The 20,536-nt window shown below is 55.1% G+C and carries 17 protein-coding genes; 13 read left to right on the forward strand and 4 right to left on the reverse strand.

Features of this window, described 5'->3' with window-relative positions; genetic code table 11:
* Positions 1–8: 8 nt before the first annotated feature.
* Both ACU6TU_RS09365 and mpl read right to left on the reverse strand, forming a co-directional pair.
* Positions 9–629, reverse strand: coding sequence for a flavin prenyltransferase UbiX (locus tag ACU6TU_RS09365; protein ID WP_447141174.1), 621 nt, complete (start codon positions 627–629; stop codon positions 9–11).
* 42 nt (positions 630–671) lie between these two features.
* Positions 672–2,057 (reverse strand): UDP-N-acetylmuramate:L-alanyl-gamma-D-glutamyl-meso-diaminopimelate ligase, encoded by a 1,386-nt coding sequence (gene mpl / locus ACU6TU_RS09370; protein WP_447141175.1) that lies wholly within the window; start codon positions 2,055–2,057, stop codon positions 672–674.
* Between the two features lie 326 nt (positions 2,058–2,383).
* On the opposite strand from mpl, the gene ACU6TU_RS09375 reads away from it, so the two are divergent.
* The 11 genes from ACU6TU_RS09375 (at position 2,384) to ACU6TU_RS09425 (ending at position 15,132) form a co-directional block, all read left to right on the forward strand.
* Positions 2,384–2,770, forward strand: coding sequence for a glutaredoxin family protein (locus ACU6TU_RS09375; RefSeq protein WP_447141176.1), 387 nt, complete (start codon positions 2,384–2,386; stop codon positions 2,768–2,770).
* A 321-nt stretch (positions 2,771–3,091) separates the two neighbouring features.
* Complete coding sequence (locus ACU6TU_RS09380) at positions 3,092–4,690, forward strand: ABC transporter substrate-binding protein (protein ID WP_447141177.1); 1,599 nt, start codon at positions 3,092–3,094, stop codon at positions 4,688–4,690.
* Positions 4,691–4,840: 150 nt separating this feature from the next.
* Positions 4,841–5,890, forward strand: a complete 1,050-nt coding sequence (locus tag ACU6TU_RS09385; protein ID WP_447141178.1) for an ABC transporter permease — start codon at positions 4,841–4,843, stop codon at positions 5,888–5,890.
* Positions 5,887–6,828, forward strand: coding sequence for an ABC transporter permease (locus ACU6TU_RS09390; protein ID WP_447141179.1), 942 nt, complete (start codon positions 5,887–5,889; stop codon positions 6,826–6,828). The genes ACU6TU_RS09385 and ACU6TU_RS09390 overlap by 4 nt, the downstream gene beginning before the upstream one ends.
* A gap of 5 nt (positions 6,829–6,833) precedes the next feature.
* Positions 6,834–7,850 carry an ABC transporter ATP-binding protein gene (locus ACU6TU_RS09395; protein ID WP_447141180.1) on the forward strand — a complete coding sequence of 339 codons (1,017 nt, stop codon included), beginning with the start codon at positions 6,834–6,836 and terminating at the stop codon, positions 7,848–7,850.
* Positions 7,847–8,914: an ABC transporter ATP-binding protein gene (locus ACU6TU_RS09400; RefSeq protein ID WP_447141181.1), complete on the forward strand. Its 1,068-nt coding sequence runs from the start codon at positions 7,847–7,849 to the stop codon at positions 8,912–8,914. The genes ACU6TU_RS09395 and ACU6TU_RS09400 overlap by 4 nt, the downstream gene beginning before the upstream one ends.
* A gap of 55 nt (positions 8,915–8,969) precedes the next feature.
* The gene (locus ACU6TU_RS09405) at positions 8,970–9,890 is read left to right on the forward strand and encodes a LysR family transcriptional regulator (protein ID WP_447141182.1); all 921 of its coding nucleotides are present in this window, start codon (positions 8,970–8,972) and stop codon (positions 9,888–9,890) included.
* Between the two features lie 42 nt (positions 9,891–9,932).
* Positions 9,933–11,231: a Xaa-Pro dipeptidase gene (pepQ, locus tag ACU6TU_RS09410; protein WP_447141183.1), complete on the forward strand. Its 1,299-nt coding sequence runs from the start codon at positions 9,933–9,935 to the stop codon at positions 11,229–11,231.
* Between the two features lie 543 nt (positions 11,232–11,774).
* On the forward strand, positions 11,775–12,629 hold the full coding sequence (locus tag ACU6TU_RS09415) for an AAA family ATPase (protein ID WP_447141184.1): 855 nt from the start codon (positions 11,775–11,777) through the stop codon (positions 12,627–12,629).
* Positions 12,630–12,632: 3 nt separating this feature from the next.
* On the forward strand, positions 12,633–13,811 hold the full coding sequence (locus tag ACU6TU_RS09420; RefSeq protein ID WP_447141185.1) for a vWA domain-containing protein: 1,179 nt from the start codon (positions 12,633–12,635) through the stop codon (positions 13,809–13,811).
* Between the two features lie 139 nt (positions 13,812–13,950).
* Positions 13,951–15,132: an acetyl-CoA C-acyltransferase family protein gene (locus ACU6TU_RS09425; RefSeq protein WP_447141186.1), complete on the forward strand. Its 1,182-nt coding sequence runs from the start codon at positions 13,951–13,953 to the stop codon at positions 15,130–15,132.
* 94 nt (positions 15,133–15,226) lie between these two features.
* On the opposite strand, the gene ACU6TU_RS09430 is transcribed toward ACU6TU_RS09425, so the two are convergent.
* Positions 15,227–16,627, reverse strand: a complete 1,401-nt coding sequence (locus ACU6TU_RS09430) for a xanthine/uracil/vitamin C permease (RefSeq protein WP_447141187.1) — start codon at positions 16,625–16,627, stop codon at positions 15,227–15,229.
* A gap of 295 nt (positions 16,628–16,922) precedes the next feature.
* A complete protein-coding gene (locus ACU6TU_RS09435; RefSeq protein WP_447141188.1) occupies positions 16,923–17,612 on the reverse strand; it encodes an aspartate/glutamate racemase family protein in 690 nt (229 codons plus the stop codon).
* 147 nt (positions 17,613–17,759) lie between these two features.
* Here ACU6TU_RS09435 and ACU6TU_RS09440 point away from each other — a divergent pair, with 147 nt between their 5' ends.
* Positions 17,760–19,475: a chloride channel protein gene (locus ACU6TU_RS09440; protein ID WP_447141189.1), complete on the forward strand. Its 1,716-nt coding sequence runs from the start codon at positions 17,760–17,762 to the stop codon at positions 19,473–19,475.
* Positions 19,462–20,532 carry an extracellular solute-binding protein gene (locus tag ACU6TU_RS09445; RefSeq protein ID WP_447141190.1) on the forward strand — a complete coding sequence of 357 codons (1,071 nt, stop codon included), beginning with the start codon at positions 19,462–19,464 and terminating at the stop codon, positions 20,530–20,532. The genes ACU6TU_RS09440 and ACU6TU_RS09445 overlap by 14 nt, the downstream gene beginning before the upstream one ends.
* Positions 20,533–20,536 lie beyond the last annotated feature (4 nt).

The raw sequence follows: 20,536 nt of genomic DNA on the forward strand, positions 1-20,536 counted from the left end.
CTTGAGAATCACTGCTCACCCCAGCGTGGCACCAGGGTATGGCTGATCTGCAGCTGGTTAAGAATCCGTGCAACGATAAAATCAATCAGATCATCAATACACGCAGGCTGATGATAAAAACCCGGTGCCGCCGGCAGAATGACCACGCCCATGCGGCTCAAGGTCAGCATGTGTTCCAGATGAATGGGCGAAAATGGTGTCTCACGAGGAACCATCACCAGCGTACGACGTTCCTTGATCGCCACATCGGCGGCCCGTTCAATCAGGTTATTACTGGCGCCGGTCGCCACCGACGAAAGCGTTCCTGTTGAGCATGGGCAGATCACCATGGCCGACGCGGCCCCAGAGCCAGAGGCCACAGGCGCCATCCAGTCCTCGCGGCCAAAGCAGCGTATCTGACCTTCCTGAGCGCCGCTACGTTCTATCAACGCAGCGGTCAGGCGCTGTGGTTGCGCTGGCAGCGAAACATCAGTTTCCGTGGCTATCACCATATGAGCCGCTTTGGAAATCATCACCCACACTTCGTGACCAGAAGCCACCAGTACATCAATCAGCCGCAGACCATACTGCGCACCGGAGGCGCCGGTCAGTGCCACCGTCACCGGAGACTTAAAGGTTGCCTGAGTCAAAAAAACGTACTCCCGAGGTTAGATCATTGAGCGTTACAGCGTTCAGCGCTTCGTTTTCCGGGCCGTTAATGCCTCAAGCAAGCGCTCATGAATGCCGTCAAAGCCACCGTTTGACATCACCACAATACGGTCCAGCGGCGCAGCCTGTGACACCACATCCTGCACCAGCTCATCAATCTGATGATGCAGGCTGGCCCTATCTCCCTGTGGTTCAATCAACGCCTGCATGGACCAGTCAAGCCCAGGTGGCTGATACCAGAAAGCATGATCCGCAGCGGCCACGCTGTCGTTCAAGCGGGCCTTAAGAGCCCCCAGGCGCATGGTGTTTGAGCGTGGCTCGATTACCGCCAATAACCGCCCTTTGGGGGTTGCCGCCCGCAGGCCAGAAAGTGTCGCAGCAATGGCCGTGGGATGATGGGCAAAATCGTCTATCACCTGAATACCGTTGACCTCACCACGTACTTCCTGGCGACGCTTGGGGCTTTCAAAGCGTGACAGCGCGGCACAGCTGCGGGCCAGGTCCGCACCACAGGCATGAGCGGCCGCCAGCGCGCCAAGGGCATTACGCGCATTATATTCCCCGTTCAGCGACCAATCGACAACCGCATCCTCATCACCGTCAGGGCTGCGGTAAATCACCCGGAAGCGGCTGGCATCGTCACGCTCAAGTTCGAACTGCCACTGGCTTTGTGAATGCGCCCCAAAGTGGGCTACCGGTGTCCAGCTGCCCTGCTCTAACACACGTTGCAACGCGGGCTGATCATCCGCCACCAGGAGTGCGCCCTTCGAAGGCACGGTTCTGATCAGGTGATGAAACTGGCGTTCAATCGCCGCCAGATCCGGGAAGATATCCGCGTGGTCAAATTCCAAATTATTCAGCAGCGCAATGTCAGGACGGTAATGCACGAACTTGGAGCGTTTATCGAAAAATGCCGTATCGTATTCGTCAGCCTCCACCACAAAAGGCGCCTTCTTATCGCCAATCCTGGCGGAAACACCAAAGTTACGCGGCACACCACCAATCAGAAAGCCAGGGGTCTGGCCATCACTTTCCAGCAGCCACGCCAGCAGGCTTGCGGTGGTTGTCTTGCCGTGGGTACCCGCAACCGCAATCACCTTGCGCCCTTGCAGTACATGTTCGGCCAACCACTGTGCGCCTGAGGTATAAGGCAGGCCGCTATCGAGTAGAGCCTCTACTTCGACATTACCGCGGGAAAGGGCATTCCCCACTACGACCTGATCAGGTGCCGGCATCAGATTGTCAGCCCGGTAGCCTTCCTGCAGCACAATGCCCGCGGCTTCCAGCTGTGTGCTCATTGGCGGGTAAACATTGGCATCCGAGCCACTCACTGTGTACCCAAGCTCTCGCGCCAATAACGCCAGGCTACCCATGAAAGTCCCGCAAATCCCTATAATGTGCAGATGCATCGCGCCTTGTTTCCTCTAATAATAGCTCTGGTGATGGCTCAAATAATGGCTCTAGTGATGGCTCTGATAATGGCCCAGTCAAGGCCTGTCATCATTCACTGCCTGTCTGGCGAAGCCTTGCCGTCGCCTGACGGGCGTTGAAATATCGCCGCTCAGCCTAGCATGGAAGCCTCGACAGCTCACCTGCCAGGTACAGCGCCGTTTGAAAGGACACCAGGACAAGTCAGTAAGACAAGACAACGGGACAAGACAGTGTGACAACACGCAAAGATTGATGCAGGATGCGCGTCTATGCTGTCCTTCGACACCCACCAATGGAGTTAACCATGCGTATTGTGTTGCGTTACTTTTTCCGAACGATTCGCGTACTGCTCGCACCTTTCATGATTCTTTCTGAAAAACTGTCCACTCCGAAAGCGGTCGAGCGCACGCCTGACGCTCAGGCCAAGATCGACCGCGCCTGTGAAGACCTCGCGCTTTATCAGTTTCGCACCTGCCCGTTCTGCATCAAAGTGCGTAAACAGATGGCACGCCTGGGCCTGAACATTGAGTTACGTGACACCCAGGTTGATCCTCAGCACAAACAGGACCTGTTGGAAGGCGGCGGCAAGGTTAAAGTGCCCTGCCTGAAAATCCAGCATCCTGATGGCAAGATTCAATGGCTGTATGAATCCGATGACATCAACACCTATCTCGAAGAGCGTTTTAGCTAGCGTCTCGTTAATTAGCACCGAAACAAGATAAATACACATTCCTCTAATAATCAAACAGCTGTTGGGTGCAACCTACCGACTTTAGTCTTACCAGGATCACCCGCAGCCCCCCATTTAGCGTCGCTATTCATAAGCCGTATAGCTTCAGTCATTATTTCGATTGTGCACTTTGCGTGTCGCTCTCTATGTTAAACAACGCTACATGCATCGTTCACAATGCGTGATCGAAATAAATAATAATTGCCGGAAAGCCCATCGAAAGATTGAAAGTATTACCACAATTCTTTCGGAAATAACTGGCTAGATGATTTGGGAATGACTATGACGCTCAATGCTGTTTCTACAAAAAAGACCTTTAAAAAGACACTGCTGGCTTCTCTGGTGGGTGCTTCCATGGTGGGAGCGGCACTACTGCCAATGACAGCCAGTGCGGAAACATTGCGTATTGGTTACTCAGCCGACCCTGAAACCCTCGATATTCATGAGCAGCTGTCTGGTGGCATGTTGCGATTCTCTCACCTGGCGTTTGATCCGCTCGTTCGCTGGACAAAGAATTTTGAATTCGAGCCGCGCCTGGCCACTGAATGGGAGCAGATCGACGAAACCACAACACGCATGACATTGCGTGAAGGCGTTACCTTCCACTCCGGTAACGAGTTCACCGCCAAAGACGTGGTCTGGACCGTTGAGCGTCTGAAGGAAAGCCCTGATTACCGTGCCATTTTTGAACCTGTCGCCAGTGCAGAAGCCATCGACGACTATACGGTGGAAATCACCACGACAGAGCCGTATCCGCTGCTGCTCAACCTGGCCACCTACATCTTCCCGATGGATAGCGAGTTTTATAACGGCGAAACCGATAGTGGCGCTGACAAGTCTGAAATTGTCAAGGCGGGCAACTCTTATGCATCGCGTAATGTCTCTGGCACTGGCCCCTTCATCGTCACAGACCGCCGCCAGGGTGTCGAAGTCAACTTCGAACGTTTTGACAATTACTGGGATACCGAAACGGAAGGTAATGTATCCAAAATTGTGCTGACGCCCATCGCCGAGAATGCTTCACGTGTTGCCGCCCTGCTCTCAGGCGGTGTCGACTTTATTGATGCCGTTCCCCCCAATGATCTGGACCGCGTACGCAACGCTGATGGCGTCAATCTGGTAGAAGTTGACGGCACACGTATCATCGGCTTTCAGATGAATGAAGAACGCATTGAAGCCTTCCAGGATGCACGTGTTCGTCAAGCCGTTGATCTGGCAATTAACCAGACAGCCATTGCTGATCGATTGATGCGTGGTTTCGCCACGCCAGCAGGTCAGTTCTCTCCAGAGGGCTACTCCGGCCACAACCCGGACCTGACGCCGCGCTACGATATTGAACGTGCCAAAGAGTTGATGGCTGAAGCGGGCTATGAGGACGGGTTTAGCGTTGACATGATCGCCCCGAACAACCGCTACGTGAACGATGCTCAGATCGCACAAGCGGTATCCAACATGCTGGCGCAGATCGGTATTGACGTTAGCCTTCGCACCATGCCGCTTGCTCAGTACTGGCCTGAGTACGATACCCGTCAATCCGATATGGCGATGATTGGCTGGCACGCTGATACCGAAGATACTGCGAACTTCTTCCAGTACCTCTCTTTCTGCATTGATGATGAGACGGGCGCTGGCCAATACAACTATGGCAGCTACTGCAACGAAGAAATCGATGCTCTGGTGACGGCGGCGGATAGCGAAACGGATCTGGAAAAACGTAACCAGATGCTTCGCGAAGCGGAAGCCATGCTATATGAAGATGTCGGCTACATCATGCTGCACTGGCAGAACCTGGCTTATGCCGCTGCGGATGATGTCAATATCGAGCCTATCGTCAATGCCATCGACTTTCCTTACCTGGGTGATCTGGTGATCGAGCGCTAAAAACAGGCGCCAGCCATCAGGCAGTTTGATCAGCTTCGCTCACGGAAAATATCGTGAGCGAAGCTTTCAGGGGCGTTTAACAATAATGACTGCCCGCCACCATTCTTGCCGACCTTAACTGCAACCCTTTAAAAAGAGGTGGCGTAAGCCATGATTGCTTTTTTAATCAAACGGCTAATGCACGCCGTGCTGGTGATGTTTGTCATCAGCGTACTGGCCTTTTCCATCCAGGATAACCTGGGCGATCCTGTTCAACAGATGGTCGGACAGTCAGTCCCGGAAAGCGAGCGTGAAGCACTTCGTGAACGCCTGGGCCTGAATGACTCCTTTCTAGTGCAGTATGCGCGATTCGCCAAGAACGCTGTACAGGGGGATTTTGGTAACTCTTACTTTTATCGCGAACCCGCTTTGGAAGTAATTGCCCGGTATTTACCCGCCACGCTGGAACTGGTGTTTGCTTCCACCCTGATTATCGTCGTGTTTTCGGTGCCCATCGGGGTTTACAGCGCCATTAAACCACGCTCACTCATTTCACGTTTTTTTATGGGCATTTCGATCGTCGGCATCTCTATTCCGGTATTTCTTACTGCGATTGTGCTTATCCAGATTTTTTCTATCGGCATAACAACTTCGTTATTCCCTGAAAGCACCGCCTGGGGGGCCTGGTTAAATGGACTTTTCTCCACAGAAGGCAACATGCCTTCCTTTGGGCGTGGCTATGACCTGGTGCCTGTATTTGGCGATTGGGAAACCAATCTGGCCTCCTGGAACGGCCTGCAACACCTGGTGCTACCGGCTGTCTCGTTAGCTTCTATCATGCTGCCACTGTTTATCCGTCTCATTCGTGCAGAAATGATGGAAGTACTGCAATCCGAGTACGTGAAATATGCCCGCGCCAAAGGCATCTCCATGCGCCGCATCTATTTTCTGCATGCCTTGAAAAACACCATGCTACCGGTAATCACCGTTGGTGGCGTGCAGATAGGCACCATGGTGGCCTACACCATTCTGACGGAAACGGTCTTCCAATGGCCTGGCATGGGACTGATGTTCCTTGATGCCATTAATCACGCCGATATTCCGTTAATCGTCAGTTACTTGATGATTGTCGGCGTCATCTTCGTCGTCACCAATACCATCGTAGATGTGATCTACGGCTTGGTGAACCCCACTGTCAAACTGACTGGTAAGCCCGCATGACGACTAGCGTACAAACAACTCCAAGTCGCTGGGAGCGGCTGCGTGACTCCTATCTCTGGTACAGCTTCAAGCGCGACTATACCGCGCAGCTATGTCTGGCTGTATTTATCTGTATGGTTATCGCCGCTTTTTCAGCGCCATTATTAGCGCCGACCAATCCATACGACCTCGCGCAAATTGACATCATGGCCTCGGAATTGCCCCCCTTCTGGATCGACGGATCTGACGCCGAGTATGTTCTCGGCACCGATGCTCAAGGCCGTGATCTATGGTCAATTGTGCTGTATGGCACTCGAGTTTCCTTGTTAATCGGCTTTGGTGCCGTCGCCCTTCAGGCGCTGCTCGGCGTTACGTTTGGTCTGATGTCAGGCTATCTGGGTGGCAAGGTAGACGCCTTCTTTATGCGTCTGGCCGATATCCAGTTATCTTTCTCCACCCTGATGGTCGCCATCGTGGTCGGTGCTATCGTCAAAGCCACCATGGGTAGCACGTTCTACAGCAATTACGCGGTAATCATGCTCATTCTGATTATCGGTCTGGCGGAATGGCCTCAGTATGCGCGTACCGTGCGCGCTTCAGTGCTGGCCGAGAAAAACAAGGAATACGTTGATGCGGCCCGCGTTATGGGGCTTTCCAGCAAACGCATCATGTTCCGCCATGTGCTACCCAATACGATGTCACCGATTTTCGTCATTTCTACCGTACAGATTGCCAATGCGATCATTTCCGAGGCGGCCCTGTCGTTTCTGGGTCTGGGAATGCCGGAAACCCACCCGTCACTCGGTTCGCTGATCAAGTCAGGCTTCGACTATATCCAGTCAGGCTCCTGGTGGATCACCATGATTCCCGGTGCCATGCTGATTGTCCTGGTGCTGTCGATCAATCTGCTCGGCGACTGGCTGCGCGATGTCATGAATCCACGACTCTATAAAGGCTGAAGACCATGGCACTGCTGGAAGTCAATCAACTGGATGTTCGTTTCGCCTTGCGTCAAGGGGATGTTCATGCCCTGCGCGATATTTCTTTCACCCTCGAACGCGGTGAGCGCCTGGGGATCGTCGGTGAGTCCGGCGCGGGGAAATCGGTCGCGGCTTTTTCGCTGCTCAACCTGATTGCCAAGCCTGGCTACATTGCCGGTGGAAGCATCAATTTCGATGGCAAGCCGCTGAATACCCTGTCCGAACGCGCCTTACGCAAGGTGCGCGGCAACCGTATTTCGATGATATTTCAGGACCCGATGATGACCCTGAACCCGGTGCTGTCCATCGGGGAACAGATGGTCGAATGCCTCAAGGCGCATCGCCGCATTTCTTCTCGGGAAGCCCGGGATATTTGCCTGGATAAACTCCGTCAGGTTCAGATCCCTTCACCGGACACCCGGCTTGACCAGTACCCTCATGAACTGTCAGGCGGTATGCGCCAGCGCATCATCATTGCCATCGCCCTGCTGCTTGACCCGGACATCATCGTTGCCGATGAGCCCACCACCGCGCTGGATGTCACCATTCAGGCCGAGATCATGGCGCTGCTGCTGGAGCTGTGTGAAAAGCATAATGTCGGCCTGATTCTGATTACCCATGACCTGGGTGTGGTCAGTCAGGTGACCCAGCGCATGCTGGTAATGTACGCCGGACGCGTGATTGAACAAGGGCCAACCCGTGAAATCATCAATGATCCGCAACACCCGTACACCCAGGGGCTGATCAACGCCCTGCCGCAGATGGCCACACCCGGCGAACGGCTCAACCAGATTCGCGGCAGCATGCCGTCACTGTCCAACCTGCCTGATGGCTGCGCCTTCCATCCGCGTTGCGATTTCATCAACCGTGCCGATGGCCAGCCAAGGCCTGCATGTATGCAGCAAGTACCTGAATTTGTTGAATCCGGCAACTGTCGTGTCGCCTGTCACATGGTGGCTGAATTGCTGGAAGATCGCCGACTTAAGGAGGAAACCTCATGAGCGCGCAGGCAGAGGCGATGCGGGATCCAACGATTCCGACCCAGAATGAAGAAAGTGCAGACTCACTGCTGCAGATTCGCAACCTGAAAAAACGCTTTTCGCTGTCCGGTGATTTTCTCGACCAGCTGAAATTCAAGGGCGGGAAGCTGGTGCGCCATCAGGAGCATGTGCATGCCATCAATGGCGTCAACCTGGACATCAAACGCGGCGAAGCACTTTGCGTGGTGGGGGAATCCGGCTGCGGCAAATCGACTGTCGCGCGCACCGTCATGGGGTTGCTTAATCCGTCAGAAGGCGAGATTCACTATGGCGGCCAGCGGATTGATAACCTGAGCCCGCGCCAGCTTTTGCCCTATCGCAAACGCATGCAGATGATTTTCCAGAACCCCTATGCCTCGCTGAACCCGCGCATGACCATTCAGCAGACCCTGGAAGAACCGCTGCGCCTTCACCACCCGGACTGGAACCGCGCGCAGATTGTTGCAAAAGTCGAAGACGTCATGCATTCCGTTGGTATCGACCCGGACTGGGGCAAGCGCTTTGGTCATGAGTTTTCCGGTGGCCAGCGCCAGCGTATCGCCATTGCCCGCGCCCTGGCGGTCGACCCGGAATTTATCGTCGCCGATGAGCCGATCTCAGCTCTCGATGTATCGATTCAGGCCCAGGTACTGAACCTGCTGATGGAGGCTCAGAGCAAACATAACCTCACTTACCTGTTTATCACCCATGATCTGGCCGTGGTCGAACACTTCGGGACCCGCGTTGCGGTGATGTATCTGGGTACGATTTGCGAAGTGGCGAGTACGGCCACCCTGTTTTCCAAGCCACGTCATCCTTATACTCAGGCACTGCTATCGGCGATTCCTCGTCTGGAAGATGACCGCCCGCAGCATATCCGGCTGGAAGGTGAAGTGCCCACGCCGGTGAATCTGCCCAGCGGCTGCGTTTTCCATGGACGCTGCCCCTACGCCAATGCTCGCTGCAAGCAGGAAATCCCCCTGCTGCAAACGCAGAATGACGGCACCCGAGTGGCATGCCACGCCGTGGAGGAAGACCGGTTATAATCATCGTCAATGATCGTTTCGCCCACGACCTTTCACAGGCACCGCAGGAAGACCCATGGAAATTCGCTGGCTAGAAGATTTTATTGCCCTGGCCAGAACCCGGCATTTCTCGCGGGCGGCGGATGAACAGCATGTCACCCAACCCACTTTTTCAAGACGCATCAAGCTGCTGGAAGAAGAAATGGGAGTGACACTGATCAACCGCCAAACGCTACCGCTGTCGCTCACGCCCTCGGGCGAGGAGTTCCTGACCCTGTGTGAGCAGGTGACCGAACAGGTGCGGCTAACCCGTGACAGAGTGCGCGAAATCAGTGCCGGGCAGCAACGACGGATTATGCTGGCCGCGCCGCAGAGTCTGCTGGCACACTTTCTGCCGGAATGGCTGGCCGCTAACGGGGGGCAGGAGCGCGTTCAACCCTACCTCAGAGCGACCGGTTGGGTCGCGGGAGACTACTTCCAGGCCCTGACACGCGCAGAGTGTGATCTGGCACTCTGCTACTGGCCCGTTGAGCGCTGCGAGCTGGATATCGACACCTCCACCTGCCGTTATCGTGTCGTCGGCCAGGAACGGCTTATTCCAGTCACGGCCTGCGATAGCGATGGCAACCCCAACCACCTGTTACCAGGGCAACGCCAGGCACCGTTGCCCTGGCTGGCCTACCCGAAACGGGGTTTGCTAGGATCAGCGCTCAAAGCGCATCTGACGAGAATGCCCATCAATACCTTTTTAAATATCCAGAGCGAAAATCTGTATGCCGCTGGCATCAAGGAACTGGTGGCGCTGGGCTATGGGATGAGCTGGCTACCTGAGCGCTGCGTTCAGGCTGAGCTGGCAAGCGGTGTGTTCAAACGTGCCGGCGATGAGCGCTGGGATGTTCCTCTGGAAATACGCTTATACCGCCATCAGGCTCAACACCATACCGATCTTGATGCGTTCTGGAACGCACTGCCTTCATTTACGTTTTCACATCGCTAGCGCTGCCTGAGCGCCTGGCGTCATCATGACAGGTCACACGCTATGTCCGATCAGCTTCATCTCCAGCAAAAAGAGCATCTGGCGCATCTGCTCAACGCCTATCGCTCACTGATGAGTCAGTTCAATCTCGATGCCATTGCCATTTACAGCGGCCACCCCACGGCGCATTACGGCGATGACCAGATGCCTAATTTTCAGTCCTTCGGGCATTTTCAGCACTGGTTACCGCTTCCCGAGGCGACACATAGCTGGCTGGTCATCACCCCGCAAGCGAAGCCAAGGTTGCACCTGCACGCACCGGCGGATTTCTGGCATCAACCCACCACGTTGCCAGATGAACCCTGGGTGGCTGAGTTCGACGTTGAATTCTGCACACAGACACAAGCGCCCAGCCTGCCCCGGAACAGCGCCTGGATCGGGGATATGGCGGCACTGGAACATGCCAGCCTGCCCCTGCCCGAAGGCACTCCCAATCCGCCAGACCTGTTGCTTGCCCTGGATGAATTACGGGTCATTAAAAGCGCCTATGAAATCAGCTGCATCCGTGAGGCCAACCGCCTGGCCATGGCCGGGCATCAGGCCGCCCACGCCGCTTTCGCCGGGGCCTCCAGCGAACTCGATATTCAACTGGCCTATCTCGCCGCCAGCCGACAGCGCGAGTTTCAGGTGCCCTATTCCAACATCATCGGCATGAACCAGCATGCGGGCGTGCTGCATTATCAACATTATGAGGTGCAGCCCACCCATCAACGCTTTAGCCTGCTGGTAGATGCCGGACGGCGCTTTCGCGGCTACAGCGCGGATATTACCCGCACCCATCTGGGGCCGGATGCGCCCGCCCTGTTCGAGTCACTGATCGACGCCATGCACGAGCTAAAAGACCAACTGATCGAACAGACCGGGCCGGGTAAAAGCTTTATTGAGCTGCAAGAACAGATGCATCAGGGGCTTGCCGATATTCTCATCCGCCATGACATCTATCGTGGCAGTGCTGAATCCGCCGTGTCGGAGGGTGTCACCCGCGCCTTCTGCCCTCATGGGCTGGGCCATTTACTGGGCATTCAAGTGCATGACGTGGCAGGATTACGGACTCCTGAAGGTGACCCGGCGCCGCCTCCCTCGCAGCACCCGGCCCTACGATTAACCCGTAAGTTGTCAGCCGGTATGGTCATCACCATTGAGCCAGGGCTTTATTTCATCCCCATGCTGTTGGCACCCTTGCGCAATCAGTCATTACCCATCAACTGGATTCTGGTGGAGCAGCTCACGCCCTGCGGCGGGATTCGCATTGAAGATAATATTGTGATTACTGAAGATGGCTATGAGAATCTGACGCCCTAAAACTAGCCCTCAGCGCCTGACATGCTATGCTGAAAAGAACGTTCCTGAAAGAGAACGTTATTGAGAAAGAACGTCGCTGAAGCAATGCGGCGATAAAAACGCAGGCATAAAAAAGGCCCCCCGAAGGGGACCAGGTGGAGCACGCCAGCTCACTCGGTTTATCGTTGCCATGCGCTAGATTTATGGTCCCATCTGGTACTTAGCACCCTATGGTTCTTAACCCTAGATGTTGCATGGCAGCGACTTGGGCGGCGAGTAATCCGCCCTATATCTTTTATATTGCGATTCGCGTGCCAACAATTTATTAATTCATTAAATTCAAGTAGTTATACAAGAAGCGACGTTTTCGCCTTTTTATTTTCACGCCAGGCACCCGTCGTGGTGCACTTTTGCAGCGCAAAAAATTGCTGCGCTGCCACACGGCAGTGCACGCCTCCCCCAAGACATCCTTAAACTCCTCACGTACACTTGTTTGAATTCAGTTCTTACTTGCTCGTTCTCAGTTACTTTCTCAACGACTTTCCCAACTACCAAGGAATCTTCATGGCGTTTGAATCCACGTCCTCCTACATTGCTACCGATGCTCTCAAACAGGCAGTCAACGCAGCCGTTGTGCTGGAACGCCCTCTCTTGATCAAAGGCGAGCCAGGCACCGGCAAAACACTGCTGGCTGAGGAGCTGGCCGAATCAATAGGCACCCGGCTGATCACCTGGCACATCAAATCCAGCACCAAGGCCGCCCAGGGGCTTTATGAATATGATGCGGTCAGCCGCTTGCGCGATTCCCAGCTGGGCGTTGAGGGCGTTGAAAATGTTGGTAACTACATCAAGCCCGGAAAGCTCTGGGAAGCCTTCAGCGCGGGGGAACGGGTTGTCCTGCTGATTGACGAGATCGACAAAGCGGATATTGAATTCCCCAACGATCTCCTGCAGGAACTCGACCGCATGGAGTTTCACGTCTACGAGACCGGCGAAACCATCCGCGCCGAGCAGCGCCCGATCATTATCATCACCTCGAACAACGAAAAAGAGCTGCCGGATGCATTTCTGCGCCGCTGTTTTTTCCACTACATCGAGTTCCCCGACCGCGAGACCATGCAGGCGATTGTCGATGTTCATTTCCCCGACATTGCGCCCCGGCTGGTCAGCCAGGCACTGGAAGTATTTTTTGACTTGCGCAATGCGCCGGGGCTGAAGAAAAAGCCTTCCACGTCTGAGCTGGTTGACTGGTTGAAGCTACTGATGGCGGATGAGCTGGCTCAGGAAGCCCTCTACAACCGTGACCCCGCCAAGGCCTTGCCGCCGATGGCAGGTGCTCTGGTCAAGAACGAACAGGACACTCAGCTGCTTGAGCGTCTGGCCTTCATGCTTCGCCGCCAGAAAAACACGGGGCGCTAAGCTATGTTTATCGGCTTGTTTGAAACACTGAAACGCACAGGCGTGCCGGTATCACTGCGTGAACTGCTTGATTTGCACGCTGTGGTAGAACGTGACGTCGTGTTTGCCGACATGGAAGCCTTCTATCAGGTGGCACGCACGGTCATGGTCAAAGATGAGCGCCATTTCGACCGTTTTGATCGGGCCTTTGCGACCTGGTTCAAAGGCATCGAAGACATGGACGCCGCGATTGAAGCCCTGATACCGGATGAGTGGTTGCGCCGCGAATTCGAAAAGCAGCTAAGCGATGAAGAAAAAGCCCAGATTGAATCCCTGGGTGGGCTGGAACAGCTCATCGAGACGTTCAAAAAGCGTCTGGAAGAGCAGAAAGAACGTCATGCAGGGGGCAATAAGTGGATCGGCACCGGCGGCACCAGCCCGTTTGGGGCTTATGGTTACAACCCTGAAGGCATCCGCATCGGCCAGGACGGCTCGCGCCACCGTCGCGCGGTCAAGGTCTGGGATGAACGCCGTTTTCGCGATTACGATGATTCCCTCGAACTCGGCACCCGCAATATCAAGATGGCGCTGCGCCGTTTGCGCAAATTTGCTCGCCAGGGCGCCCTGGAGGAATTCGATGTTGACAGCACGATTCGCGAAACCGCCCGCGACGCCGGCCTTTTGAATATCCAGATGCGCCCGGAACGCCACAATGCGGTGAAAGTACTGCTGTTTCTCGATGTCGGCGGCTCCATGGATGACCACATTCGCGTCTGCGAGGAACTGTTCTCCGCCGCCCGCTCCGAGTTCAAACATCTGGAACATTACTACTTCCATAACTGCCTGTATGAAGGGGTCTGGCGCAATAACCAGCGGCGCGGCAGCGAGCGCATTCCCACCATGGATGTGCTGCATACCTACGGCGATGACTACCAGGTCGTGGTGGTCGGTGATGCGGCCATGTCACCCTATGAAATCACCCACCCGGGTGGCAGTGTCGAGCACTTCAACGAAGAAGCCGGTGGCATCTGGCTCAAGCGCCTGACATCAGCATTCCCGCGCCTGGCCTGGCTCAACCCGATGCCGCCAAGAGCCTGGGAATATACCTACTCTACCCAGCTGATACGCGAGCTGATCGACGACCGCATGTACCCCATGACCCTGGAAGGTCTGGAAGCGGCCATGGGGCAACTGGCCAAGTAAGAAACACCGGGTAAACGAACGTCGTGTCATATAGACGTGAGGCTATGTGCTAATCTCTAAAATTAACGTAGCAAGCGACGCGTTAACCACTCACAAAAGTCAACTCACAATAGTCAACAACAACAATAGGAACACCATAATGAGTCGAGAAGTCGTTGTGTTAAGTGCCGTTCGTTCCGCCATTGGCGCCTTTGGCGGTGGCCTGAGCTCCATAGAGCCCCATGAACTGGCGGGGCAAGTGATGAAGGAGGCAGTTAACCGCTCCCAGGTGGATGCCGCCCTGATCAATTACGTCACCGTAGGCAACTGCATCCCTACCGATTCGCGCTTTGCCTATGTCGCCCGCGTCGCTTCCATTCAGGCCGGCCTACCGATGGACTCCGTCGCGATGGCGGTTAACCGCCTATGCAGCTCGGGCCTCCAGGCCATTGTGACCACTGCCCAGAACATCATGCTCGGCGATTGTGATTACGGGGTTGGCGGTGGCGTCGAAGTCATGTCACGCGGTGGGTACCTGTCACCCGCCATGCGCTCAGGTGCACGTATGGGCGACACCAGCATGGTCGATATGATGGTCGCCACGCTGAATGATCCTTTTGGTGTTGGTCATATGGGCATCACCGCCGAGAACCTGGCGGAGAAATGGGACATCAGCCGCGAGGAGCAGGATGCCTTTGCCGTGGAATCTCATGCCCGTGCTTCACGCGCCATTGAAGAAGGCCGGTTCAAGTCACAGATCGTCCCGATCACCATTGAAACCCGCAAAGGCCCGGTGGTGGTCGATACCGATGAACATGTAAAACCTGGCACCACCATGGAAAGTCTGGCGAAGATGCGCCCTGCCTTTAAAAAAGATGGCACCGTCACCGCTGGAAATGCGTCTGGCATTAACGATGGCGCTGCCTTCATGGTGCTGGCATCCGCCGAGGCGGCCGAAAGCGCCGGGCATAAACCGATTGCCCGCGTGGTTTCCTATGCAGTGGCAGGTGTGCCCAATGAAATCATGGGCGAAGGCCCGATTCCCGCCTCCCGGCTGGCGTTGGAAAAGGCCGGTTTGTCTCTGGGCGATATGGATGTGATTGAATCCAATGAAGCCTTCGCCGCTCAGGCGCTGGCAGTAGCCAAGGGCCTTGGCTTAGACATGCAGAAAACCAACCCCAACGGCGGCGCGATTGCGCTTGGTCACCCAGTGGGTTGCTCAGGTGCGTTTATTGCCACTAAAGCTCTCTACGAGCTTGAGCGCACGGGTGGGCGTTATGCCCTCGTCACTATGTGTATTGGCGGCGGCCAGGGTATCGCCACTATTTTTGAACGTCTATAAACGTCACCCTTATCAGCAGGCAATAAAAACCGGCGGGCTTTGAGAGCCCGCCGGTTTTTTGTCGGCCTCAAGACTATCCTTGGCTGACCGGTCTTTAGATGACTGGTTTTTCTTCCGACTCTACCGCCATATCATCTTCCACATGAATCGGCTCATCAGCTTCATCCTGCGCATGACGACGCGAACGATGCTCAATCATCAGGTAAAGCACCACCCCGACGCCCAGGCCCCAGGCTGCCCCATGAGTCGCCAGCACTACCCCCATGATGCCGGCAACACCCATGGCGGTGGCATTCTTGATCTGTTCAACGGCTACGGCAATGCACAGATAACCGGTTATCAACAGCGTAATCGACAGCGCAATCGGCAATACCGGCCGGAACAGGGTGACCAGGGGAAGCATGAAAAGCGCCAGAAACCCCACTATCCAGAAAACCGAGGCACCGGAATAAATGGTATCCATGGCACCGCGACCGTAACGGTAACGCTCAGCAATGGTGGCCATGGCACCAGTAAATAGCGGCCCCGCCAGGCCCGGATAAGGAGCAAGAAAGGAATGCATCAGGTTGCGCAGACCCGTAATCAGGTGAACACGGTCCACATTCACTTCAATTTTTTCATCCGGGCGCAGATGGTCAACCCGCTTGATCAGGCTCTGGCCGACAATAATGTCACCGAAGGCAATAATATAGGCAATGATGGCCGTCGGAATCGCAGCCATTAACAGCTCAATACCCGGTAAGCCAATACTGAACGGCAGATACGCCCAGATGCCACCAAAGTCTGGCACGGCGATACCCCACTCAACCGTCGGCATCGGATATTCACCCACGCCCCAGCCAATCGCCATGGTGATCAGCATACCCGGCACCATGCCATAGGCAGCAATGTTACGTGCCCAGCGGAATTTTTCGGTCAGGTCACGAAACGACAGAGAGAACAGCACATAAAGGGTGATCAACCCGCCGATGCCCAAAGAGATGGGCGTTTCGTACAAGCGCCCGCCCACGCTGATTTCCCCACTGATGGCGGCAATACCCGCCCCTAACAGAATACCGGCCTTGATAGAATCCGGCACGCTGTTAACCAGTTTCGAACCTAACCGGGTTACCGCCATCAACAGAAAAATCGCCGTCACCATCAGTTGCAAGGCAACCATGGCGCGAATGGCCTCAGGGCCGGGTTCAAACTGGCCGATAAACAGCAATACCACAGGAATCGCCGGGGTAATCCAACCCGCGACAAAAGGCACCCCCAACAGCGGCGGCAGGATAAACCCGATGCCACACACCACGACATAAGCCAGGGCGACATCGTAAGGAAGTCCTAAGTACTGTTCCAGTAGAGGTATCATCCCTAGCCCGATGACAAACATCACCAGTGCCTGAATCGTCTCGGGTATTTCCCAACGGAAATGGATGAAAGGCAGGCGGAGCTTGAAAGGGCCAAGCGGCCAGTAGGGGTGTTCTTCTCCATACTTACGTTTGAGCAGCACGACGTTTCCTCATAATGTCTGATGGTTCATTATCCAGTCCTCATGGCTATTGTTATTGTTTGAAGACGTTGTTTTACGTGTATCAGATGGGAGAAAACATTCGACCTTTTGTGCATTACAGCACCACTCACCTACCGACTCAATGTTGACAATCAATACGAGATGTCAAAACTAACACCCCAAAAGCTTCAAACGTCGTATAAACAGCTGCCAAAAACAGAATTTTGTCGACAATAACACAGTATGAAAACGCTTTGACGTTAAGATCACTCTTTGGTCTTAACTCACTGTTTTTTCATGCCAGCGCCCACTCAACGGCACATTGCGCATGCAGAAACGTCGTGTCATAAAGCGACGTGTGGGTGTCGCTCTGGTTAATCAGCAAGCCGATTTCCGTGCAGCCCAGAATCACTCCATCAGCGCCTCGTTGGGTTAATGCCTCCACTACACCCAGATATGTCGCGCGTGAACTATCTTCCAGCACGCCACGGCACAGTTCCTCATAAATGATGCGGTGAACGTCATCACGCTGGGCCTCATCAGGCACCAGCACTTCAATGCCATGCGCTTCCAGGCGTTCGCGATAAAATGCCTGCTCCATGGTAAACCGCGTGCCCAGAAGCCCGATGCGCTGTACGTTATCTTTCAGCAGTGCCTGCGCCGTGGCATCGGCAATATGCACCAGGGGAATGGAGATTGCCGCCTCGACCTGAGGGGCCACGCGGTGCATGGTGTTAGTGCCTATCATCAGGCAATCGGCGCCTGCTGTTTCCACTCTCAGGGCGTGCTGCACCAGCAGATCTCCCAGGGCTTCCCACTCACCGGCCCGCTGTAACACTTCGATATCCGCAAAATCCACGCTATCGAGAATGATTTTTGCCGAGTGCAAGCCACCAAGATGCGCCGCGACCTGCTGATTGAGCAGACGATAATAGGTTTGCGTTGATTCCCAGCTCATTCCGCCCAATAGGCCAATGGTTTTCATCCCGAAACTCCTTTTTCTTCTGCTTTTAACGTACGTTGTCTTTATCGCACACAATGCGAGGAAGATTTATGACTACACTAGTGTCTATAAACCTAATATTAATTCAAATAAAAATAACGACTTGATTTTCCACTGCCAGGAAAGCAGATGAAAGCAACACTAAGGACACTGCTGCAAACAAGCCATGTGGCGGGGCTTGGCATTCTGATTGGCTTGTCGGCAGCCATCATTGCCAATCTTTTCGTCGCCGGTATCACATGGATGAACGATACCCTGCTGATATCGCCGCGCAGCCGCATGATGGCCAACAATGAGCTCATCCTGATCGTGGCCACCATTCTGGTACCTGCGCTGGGCGGGCTGGCAGTGGGTATCATCAAGCACTTCATTGCAGACAAACGCTTTCAGGGCCCACCGGATGTCATTGCCGCCGTACAGACGCGCCAAGGAAAGTTGGCGACACGGCCAGCCTTGCTCTCGGGAATCGCCAGCCTGCTCTCATTGGGTAGCGGCGCCTCAGTGGGCCAGTATGGCCCTCTGGTTCATCTGGGCGGCGTATTGGGGTCGCTATGGTCGAAGCTGTTTCGTATGGATATTTCCATGGGCAACATTGCCATTGCCTGTGGTGTGGCGGCTGCCATCTCAACGATTTTCCACGCGCCCATCGCCGGCATTCTGTTTGCCCAGGAAGTCATTCTGCGCCATTTCTCACTGCGAGCCCTGGCGCCCATCGCGGTAGCTTCAATTGTCAGTTACGTCGCCGCCAATACCATTCTTCCGCAGGTTCCTCTTCTCCAGATCGAGTCCGCGGAAATCCTGCACTTCTGGGAATTCGGCTTTTTCCTGTTGCTGGGCTCAGCCAGTGCTCTGGTGGCTGTTGTCTATATGCAATCCATTTTATGGATGAGCCGGTTTGCCAGAACGATGCCCCTTCCCGCTATCAGTCGCCCGGCGTTTGCCGGTGCGATGCTGGGTGTCGTGGCATTGTGGGTGCCGGAAATTCTCGGTAACGGCGGCGAGAGTTTACGCTTTTCGCTGATTGACGAAGCTTTCAGCCGTTGGGAACTGCTCGTGCTGCTGGTGCTGAAAATACTTGCCACCGCCTGGTGCCTTGGCATGGGTTTTGCTGGCGGCGTATTCAGCCCGGCTTTACTGATCGGAAGCCTGTTCGGAGCCTTGTTCGGCAGCCTGGTGGCAACGCTTGGCGGATCTTCATCCGCAGTGGTGGTGTATGCGGTGTGCGGCATGGTCGCGGTGACCGCTCCGGTGATTGGCGCGCCCATGACCACGGTGGTGATCGTATTCGAAATGACGGGCCATTACCCACTGACCATTGCTGCTTTAAGCAGCGTGGCACTTGCCAGCCTGACTACCTCACGGCTGTTTGGGCGCTCACTGTTTGACCGCCAACTCCATACACGCGGCATTGATCTTTCCGGCGGGCGTAGCAAGGCCTTGCTATGCGCTCATACCATCAAACCGCTGGTCACCAAGGATTGCCTACAGCTGCACAAGGATACGCGGGTCAGTGATGCCATTGCGGCCATCAGCCAGGCACAGGCGGCGGATGCCTACCTGGTGGATCACGAGCGCCGCTATCTTGGCACTGTCCACCTGCATTCGCTGGTCAGTTCACCGCCCGACCAACCCGCCAGCCGCTACTGCTCCACAGATGACCTGACCATGTATGAGGACATGCAGCTATGGGAAAGCATGAACGCCCTGCGTGAATTTGTCGGTGAAAGCGTGCCGGTTCTTGATAGGCAGCATCGCCTGGTCGGTGCTGTGGTTGAATCGGATGTCATTCGCGCCTATCTGGATATTCTCAAAGACATGCGCCGGGAGGAATATGCGCCCCACTAACAGCCTGCTCGCCAGCCTGACGCTGACTGGCCTGCTCTCGGTGAACCCGGTTGCCATGGCGCAATCACCGCTGGTCATCGCCACCTGGGGAGGCGCTTATCAAGCAGTGCTGCAAGAGGTGCTTTTCAGCCCTTTTACCGCGGAGACCGGCATTCCCATTGAAACCCGCCCTTACAGCGGCGGCCTTGATGTTCTGAAGGCTGAGCGTGTGCCGGATCTGATTGATATGAACATGAACGATGCCATGGCGGCGTGCGAACAGGGGCGATTAACGCAGCTGGAACTTGATGACCTGCCAGACGGTGCCGACGGAACGCCAGCCGACCGGGATTTTATTGCCGGTGCGCTGAGAGAATGCAGCCTGACGCATACGCTGTACGCCACCGTGGTGGCTTACGATACCCGCGCGTTCAGAGGGTTTCGTCCTGAGCGTATTGAAGACCTGTTCAATCTGGAAGATTTTCCGGGCAAACGCGCGCTTCAGGATGTCCCCGACGCCAATATCGAATGGGCCTTGCGTTCCTATGATGTTCCCCGTGAATCCCTGTATGAGCTGATCAGCACACCGCGTGGCATGGCGCTGGTGTTTCGGCGCCTCTCGACACTCAAACCGCACATCCTATGGTGGACAGAAGGCAGTGAACCGGTCGAGTTACTGGAAAGCGGCCAGGTGGTCATGGCGTCCGGCTATAACGGACGTTTTTTTGCCGCCATCGTCGAAGGCAGTCCGATTCAGATACTCTGGGATAGCCAGATACAGGAATACCAGACATGGGCCATCTCCGCCTCGGCCCGCAACAAATCGGCCGCCCGCGCTTTTATACGTTTTGCCACCACCACCGAACGCCTTGCAGCCGTGGCGGAACGCATTGCTTACGGGCCTGCCCGCCAATCGGCATCGGCGTTAATGCACCAGCACCCTGACGGCTTTGATATCCGCCCGCATATCCCCACCCACCCCTATAACAATCAAACGGCGATTGCCAAAGATGTCGCCTGGTATTCCCGCGTGCGAGCACATTTGCAGGAACGCTTCGAACAGTGGCGAGAACAATAAGGTT

The organism is Halomonas sp. LS-001 (assembly GCF_052983955.1).